Annotated in this window: 5 protein-coding genes and 1 pseudogene; 3 read left to right on the top strand and 3 right to left on the bottom strand. The window is 63.9% G+C overall.

The window, feature by feature from the left end:
* Nucleotides 1-523, top strand: a 523-nt coding sequence (locus tag EN780_RS25910; protein ID WP_133372716.1) for a cyclopropane-fatty-acyl-phospholipid synthase family protein, incomplete at its 5' end; no start/stop codon positions are given.
* A gap of 43 nt (nt 524-566) precedes the next feature.
* Here the strand turns inward: EN780_RS25910 and EN780_RS25905 are convergent.
* Nucleotides 567-2,537, bottom strand: coding sequence for a bifunctional 2',3'-cyclic-nucleotide 2'-phosphodiesterase/3'-nucleotidase (locus EN780_RS25905; RefSeq protein WP_128275714.1), 1,971 nt, complete (start codon nt 2,535-2,537; stop codon nt 567-569).
* A gap of 141 nt (nt 2,538-2,678) precedes the next feature.
* Nucleotides 2,679-3,944 carry an NAD(P)/FAD-dependent oxidoreductase gene (locus EN780_RS25900; protein ID WP_128275713.1) on the bottom strand — a complete coding sequence of 422 codons (1,266 nt, stop codon included), beginning with the start codon at nt 3,942-3,944 and terminating at the stop codon, nt 2,679-2,681.
* 171 nt (nt 3,945-4,115) lie between these two features.
* Here EN780_RS25900 and EN780_RS25895 point away from each other — a divergent pair, with 171 nt between their 5' ends.
* Nucleotides 4,116-4,775, top strand: coding sequence for a 5-formyltetrahydrofolate cyclo-ligase (locus EN780_RS25895; protein ID WP_128275712.1), 660 nt, complete (start codon nt 4,116-4,118; stop codon nt 4,773-4,775).
* 6 nt (nt 4,776-4,781) lie between these two features.
* Here the strand turns inward: EN780_RS25895 and EN780_RS25890 are convergent, their stop codons facing one another.
* Nucleotides 4,782-5,255, bottom strand: a complete 474-nt coding sequence (locus EN780_RS25890; RefSeq protein ID WP_126054644.1) for an Lrp/AsnC family transcriptional regulator — start codon at nt 5,253-5,255, stop codon at nt 4,782-4,784.
* A 158-nt stretch (nt 5,256-5,413) separates the two neighbouring features.
* On the opposite strand from EN780_RS25890, the pseudogene EN780_RS25885 reads away from it, so the two are divergent.
* Nucleotides 5,414-5,838 (top strand): annotated as a pseudogene (locus tag EN780_RS25885) (alanine dehydrogenase); the annotation flags it as partial.

The raw sequence follows: 5,838 nt of genomic DNA, 5'->3' as shown, positions 1-5,838 counted from the left end.
TATCCAGAAAGCCGGGCTTGCCGACAAGGTCAACATCAAGCTGCAGGACTATCGAGACGAGGCAGGCACTTACGACCGGATCGCATCGATCGAGATGTTCGAGGCGGTCGGCGAGAAATACTGGCCGGTGTTCTTCGGCAAGATGAAGACCTGCCTGAAACCCGGCGGCACGGCCGGCCTGCAGATCATCACCATCAACGAGGCCGCCTACGAGGCGTATCGCGCGCGCCCCGATTTCATCCAGCGCTATGTCTTCCCTGGCGGCATGCTGCCGACACCCTCGATCCTCAAGGCTCTCGGCAAGGATCACGGCCTCGCGCATCTGCGCGAGCGCGTCTTCCCGCAGGACTATGCCCGCACCCTCGCCGAGTGGCGCCAGCGTTTCTGGGGCTCGTGGGAAAAGATCGTCCCGCTCGGCTTCGACGATCGCTTCAAGAAGCTCTGGGAGTTCTATCTGCACTATTGCGAAGCCGGCTTCCGCGCCAGCTACATTGATGTCCGCCAGGTGGTCTACAAGGCCTGAGTGTCTGGCCGGCAGAGCCGGCCCGACACAGACATGACCCGCGTCAGAGGAGGATGCGGTATCTGGCGAAGCCCGCATCGCCCTCACCCGCCGGCTCGATCTTCAGCGATTTCACCTGCCCGATAAAATTCTTTGCCCTCGGGCCGGTGTCGAACACCACGCTGGTTCCGGGCAGCGGCGCGAACGACCAGTTGTCGTCCGCCGACGGATTGATCGTGCCCTCGCTGATGACGTAACGCACGATCACGTCGCGGTTGGCGTCCGGCGCCTCGTAGATGATCTTCGAAGCGTTTATGTCCGGGAAATTGCCGCCGCCGCCGGCGCGGTAGTTGTTGGTCGCGACGACGAATTTCTGCGCGGGATCAATTGGTTTGCCGTCGAACATCAGATCGACGATGCGGCTGGAGGCATTCGCCGGCCCGCCCTTGGCATCGTATTTCGGCGGTTGCGAAAGGTCGATCTTGTAGGTGACGCCGTCGATCACGTCGAAATTGTAGGACGGGAAGTCGGTGTTGATGAGCGGCTGGTCGGCCTTGCCGGGCTCGATCCGGTTGAAGATGCCGACCGACATCTCCAGCCATTCCTTGACCTGCGCGCCGGTGATTTCGACAGCTCGCACAGTGTTGGGATAGAGATAGAGGTCGGCGACGTTTTTGATGGCGATGTCGCCCACCGGGACGTCGGTGTAGTAGTCGGCGCCGCTGCGCCCGCCCGCCTTGAAGGGTGCGGCCGCCGACAGGAGCGGCACGTCCTTCCACTGCGTGCTCTTCAGTATGTCCTTCAGGTACCAGCTCTGCGCCTGGTTGACGATCTGCACCGACGGATCATCGGCCACCAGCGCGAAATAGGAATAGAGCGGCGCGGAGGTCTTGCCGACGGGACGGCGCACATAGGCGAGCGTCGCCTCATGGTCCTGCTCGAGCGCGGCGATGATGCGCCTGTCGTCGCCGACGGTCGCCTTGTTCTTGTTGTCGACCCGCTCGTAGATCGGCCGCGCCTCCGAGGTTGCGGAGACGACCCGCCATTTCGAACCGTCGCGCTCCAATAGCAGGTCGATCAGACCCATATGCGAGCCCCAGAAGCCGCCCATCACCGCCGGCTTGCCTTGCAGCATGCCCTTGCCGGTATCTACGCCATCGAGCGCCTGGAAATCCTTCTTGCCGGGGAAGACGAGATGCTGATGACCGGTGAAGACGGCATCGATGCCCTCGACGCCGGCGACGAAGAAGGAGGCGTTCTCCATCATGTCGCCCTGCTTGATGTCGATGCCGGAATGCGACAGCGCGATGACGATGTCGGCTCCCGCCTCCTTGATCTCAGGCACCCAGGCCTTTGCCGCCTCGACGATGTCGCGCGTCTTCACGTTGCCTTCGAGGTTCTTCAGGTCCCAGACCATGATCTGCGGCGGCACGAAACCGATGATGCCGATCCTGATCGGCTGCTCGGCGCCCGACCCGTCCTTGATCTTCCTGTCGAGGATGACATACGGCTTGAGGTAGAGTTTGTCGTCGCGCGGGTTGGCGGCAAGCGCGGTGCCGCGGATCAGGTTGGCGCAGACGAAGGGGAAATTGGCGCCGGCCAGCACCTTGTCGAGGAACGACAGGCCATAATTGAACTCGTGGTTGCCGAGCGTCGAGCACTCGTAGCCGAGCAGGTTCATGCCCTTCATGATCGGATGCAGATCGCCGTCCTTCAGGCCCTTCTCGTAGGCGATGTAGTCGCCCATCGGGTTGCCCTGCAAAAGGTCGCCATTGTCGATCAGCATCGCATTGGTTGCCTCCTTGCGCACCGCGTCGATCAGCGAGGCGGTGCGTGACAGGCCCATCGTGTCGTTCGCCTTGTCGGCGTAGTAGTCATAAGGCAGCACGTTCACGTGGATATCGGTCGTCTCCATGATCCTGAGATGCGCCTGATTGGCCGCGGCGCGGGCCGAGAAAGGATGCAGCATGATCAGCGCCCCGGTGGCGGCGGCACCGGCCAGGAATTCGCGACGGGAGACGGGCAGTCGTGACATTGTTTTCTCCTCTTCGACAACGCGACACCCCTGCCAGCGAGCGCGGAGCTTGCCGGTGAAAGACGCATGAGTCCATGTCCGGCGAAATGCCTGTCGATCACGACAAGGTGACGTGTCGATGAAACGGGCGCCGGCGCGACGTCAGCTCTTGTCGTCGTCGCCCTGGGTGATCAGCCGCGCGCTGCGCTGGCCGGTGAAGTAGATCCATAGCCAGCTAAGCGAGACCGCGAGCCGGTTGCGAAATCCGATCAGGAAATAGATGTGGGCAACGCCCCAGAGCCACCAGGCAAGCCAACCGGTGAGCTTGATCCAGCCGAAGTCGATCGCGGCCGCGCGCTTGCCGATCGTCGCCAGGTCGCCGGCATGTTGATAGCGGAAGGGACGCGAAGTCGTATCGCCGGCGAGCCGCGCCTTGATCGTCGCGGCGACGTGGCGGCCCTCCTGCTTCGCGGAAGGCGCCACGCCCGGCACCGGTTTTCCGTCCGGGCGCAAGACATGCGCGGTATCGCCGATGACGAAGATTTCGGGGCTGCCCGGCACGGTGAGATCGGGTTCGACCTGCACCCTGCCCGCCCGGTCGGCGTTCGCTCCCAGCCATTCCGCCGCCGGCGAGGCGGCAACGCCGGCGGCCCACAGAATTGTCTTTGCCGGCAGGCGCTTGTCGCCAAAGACGACGCCATCCGCATCCAGCTCAGTGACCGCCTGGCCGAGCTCGACCGTGACGCCGAGCCGTTCCAGCGCCTTCTGGGCATAGGCGGAGAGCTGCGGCGCGAAGTTGGCGAGGATGCGATCGCCGGCCTCGATCAGCACCACGCGCGTCTGCCTGGTGTCGATGTTGCGGAATTCGTCGCGCAGCGTGTCATGCGCCAGTTCCGCGATGGTGCCGGCAAGTTCGACGCCGGTCGGTCCGCCGCCGACGATGACCAGCGTCAGCAGCGCCTGGCGCCTCGCCGCATCGGTTTCGCGCTCGGCCTGCTCGAAGGCGAGCAAGATGCGGCGCCGGATCGTCGTGGCATCCTCCAGCGTCTTCAGCCCGGGAGCGAACGGCTCCCATTCGTCATGGCCGAAATAGGCGTGGCGCGCCCCGGTGGCGACCACTAGCGTGTCGAAGGCAACGGCGCTGCCATCCTCGAGCAGCACGCGCTTGCCAGTGCGGTCGACGCCGGTGACGTTGCCCAGAAGCGTCGTCACGTTCTTGCGCTTGCGCAGCAGATGACGGATCGGCCAGGCAACCTCGGAGGTCGCCAGCGAGGTGGTCGCCACCTGGTAGAGCAGCGGCTGGAACAGGTGATGGTTGCGCTTGTCGATCATGGTGATGCGCACCGGCGCGCCGGCGAGCGCATGGGTCAATTCAAGGCCGCCGAACCCCGCGCCGACGACCACGACATGATGGCTGGCTTCGTTCATTCACTTACCTCGCCAAGCAAATCCACCGGACCCAATCTAGGTATTATTGTGCATTGCAACAATAGCGGAAGGCCGTCCCATTGCCCGGGACTCGCCGCCGGATGTCGTGAATGCACATGTCGACCGGTTTGCACGAGGTATAGCGTCACTGCCGGAATACAGGAGTGAAGCATGGCTGATGATCGTGACGAGCAGGGCCCGGCCCAATACGCCTCCCCGCCCTGTTTCATGCATGAACTCGATCCGCAGTTCTTGGCGCCGCTGACCGACTGGACCGATGTCAGACGCTGGCGCAAGGCCGAGCGCGAGAGGCTGATCGGGGCGCGGCTTGCGGTCTCCGCCGATGCCCGCGCGGCGATGTCGACGCGCATCGCCGAAGGCCTCGACGCTCTGGTCGGCGATATTGGCGGCCGCATGGTCAGCCTCTACTGGCCCTTCCGCGGCGAGCCGGACCTGCGGTCCTGGATGGCGTCGATCAACGAACGCGGCGGGCGGACCGCACTGCCGGTCGTCATCGAGAAAGGGCAGCCACTGGTTTTCCGCGCCTACAGACCGGGCGACCGGTTGGAGAAAGGCGTCTGGAACATCCCGATCCCGGCTGTGGGCGATCCGGTCCTGCCCGACATCGTCATTTCGCCGATCGTCGGCATCGACCCCGGCAAGTATCGGCTTGGTTACGGTGGCGGCTTTTTCGATCGCACGCTGGCGGCGATGCCGTTCAGGCCGCTGGTGATCGGCGTCGGCTACGAACTGCAGCGCATCCCGACCATCTACCCGCAGCCGCACGACATCCCGATGAGCGAGGTGGTGACGGAGGCCACAGGCGCTTAGCGGCGCCTAGGCCATCTCCGGCCGCAAGCCGACCGCCGTCCGATCGACGATCTCGCGCAGCGCGAAGGACGAATTGATCTTCGTCACATGCGGCATCGCCGACAGCCATTCCTTGTGGATGCGCTCATAGTCGACCAGATCCTTCGCGGCGATGCGCAGGATGTAGTCGTATTCACCCGACATCAGATGGCAGGACAGCACGTTCGGGCAGCGCTTGATCGCCGCCTCGAAATCCGACAGCGTCTTCTCGAACTGGCCCGACAGCGATATATGCACGATCGCCGTCATCTGGTGGCCGAGCGCGGCGTTGGACAGCCGCGCGTGATAACCGCGGATAGTGCCCGACTTCTCCAGATTGTCGAGCCGCCGCGAGCAGGCCGATTGCGACAGGCCGACCTTCTCGGCAAGCGCGGCGTTGGGTATCCGCCCGTCTTTCTGCAAAGCCTCCAGAATGGCGATATCAATCCTGTCGAGCGGCATTCTTCGTGTTTCCTGCGAAAATAGTGAGATCTCGCGCAACGATTATCGAAGTGCGCCCGTTCTCGCAAGCGCATTCGCAAACACTTGCGGGCCGATTCATGGTTCACTCGACCAATACAGGGAACGCGCCCGCAAAGGGCCGGATCAGGAGACAGAAAATGCGCGTCGGTTGCCCCAAGGAAATCAAGAACCACGAATATCGCGTCGGCCTGACGCCTGGCTCCGTCCGCGAATATGTCGCGCATGGCCATGAAGTGCTGGTCGAGACCGGCGCCGGCGCCGGCATCGGCGCCGACGACAACGCCTACCGCGCCGCCGGCGCGACCATCGCCAAGACGGCCGCCGACGTGTTCGCCAAGTCCGACATGATCGTCAAGGTCAAGGAACCGCAGCCCAACGAATGGGTGCAGCTGCGCGACGGCCAGATCCTGTACACCTATCTCCATCTCGCTCCGGATCCGGACCAGACCAAGGGGCTGCTGGCTTCGGGCGTCACGGCGATCGCCTATGAAACCGTCACCGACGACCGCGGCGGCCTGCCGCTGCTCGCGCCGATGGCGGAAGTTGCCGGCCGGCTGCCGAT

Origin of the sequence: Mesorhizobium sp. M4B.F.Ca.ET.089.01.1.1 (assembly GCF_004022605.1) — a bacterium.
GTDB lineage: Bacteria > Pseudomonadota > Alphaproteobacteria > Rhizobiales > Rhizobiaceae > Mesorhizobium > Mesorhizobium abyssinicae.
Note: the sequence above shows the minus strand (reverse complement) of the source record. Positions and strands in the feature narration are given on the sequence as shown.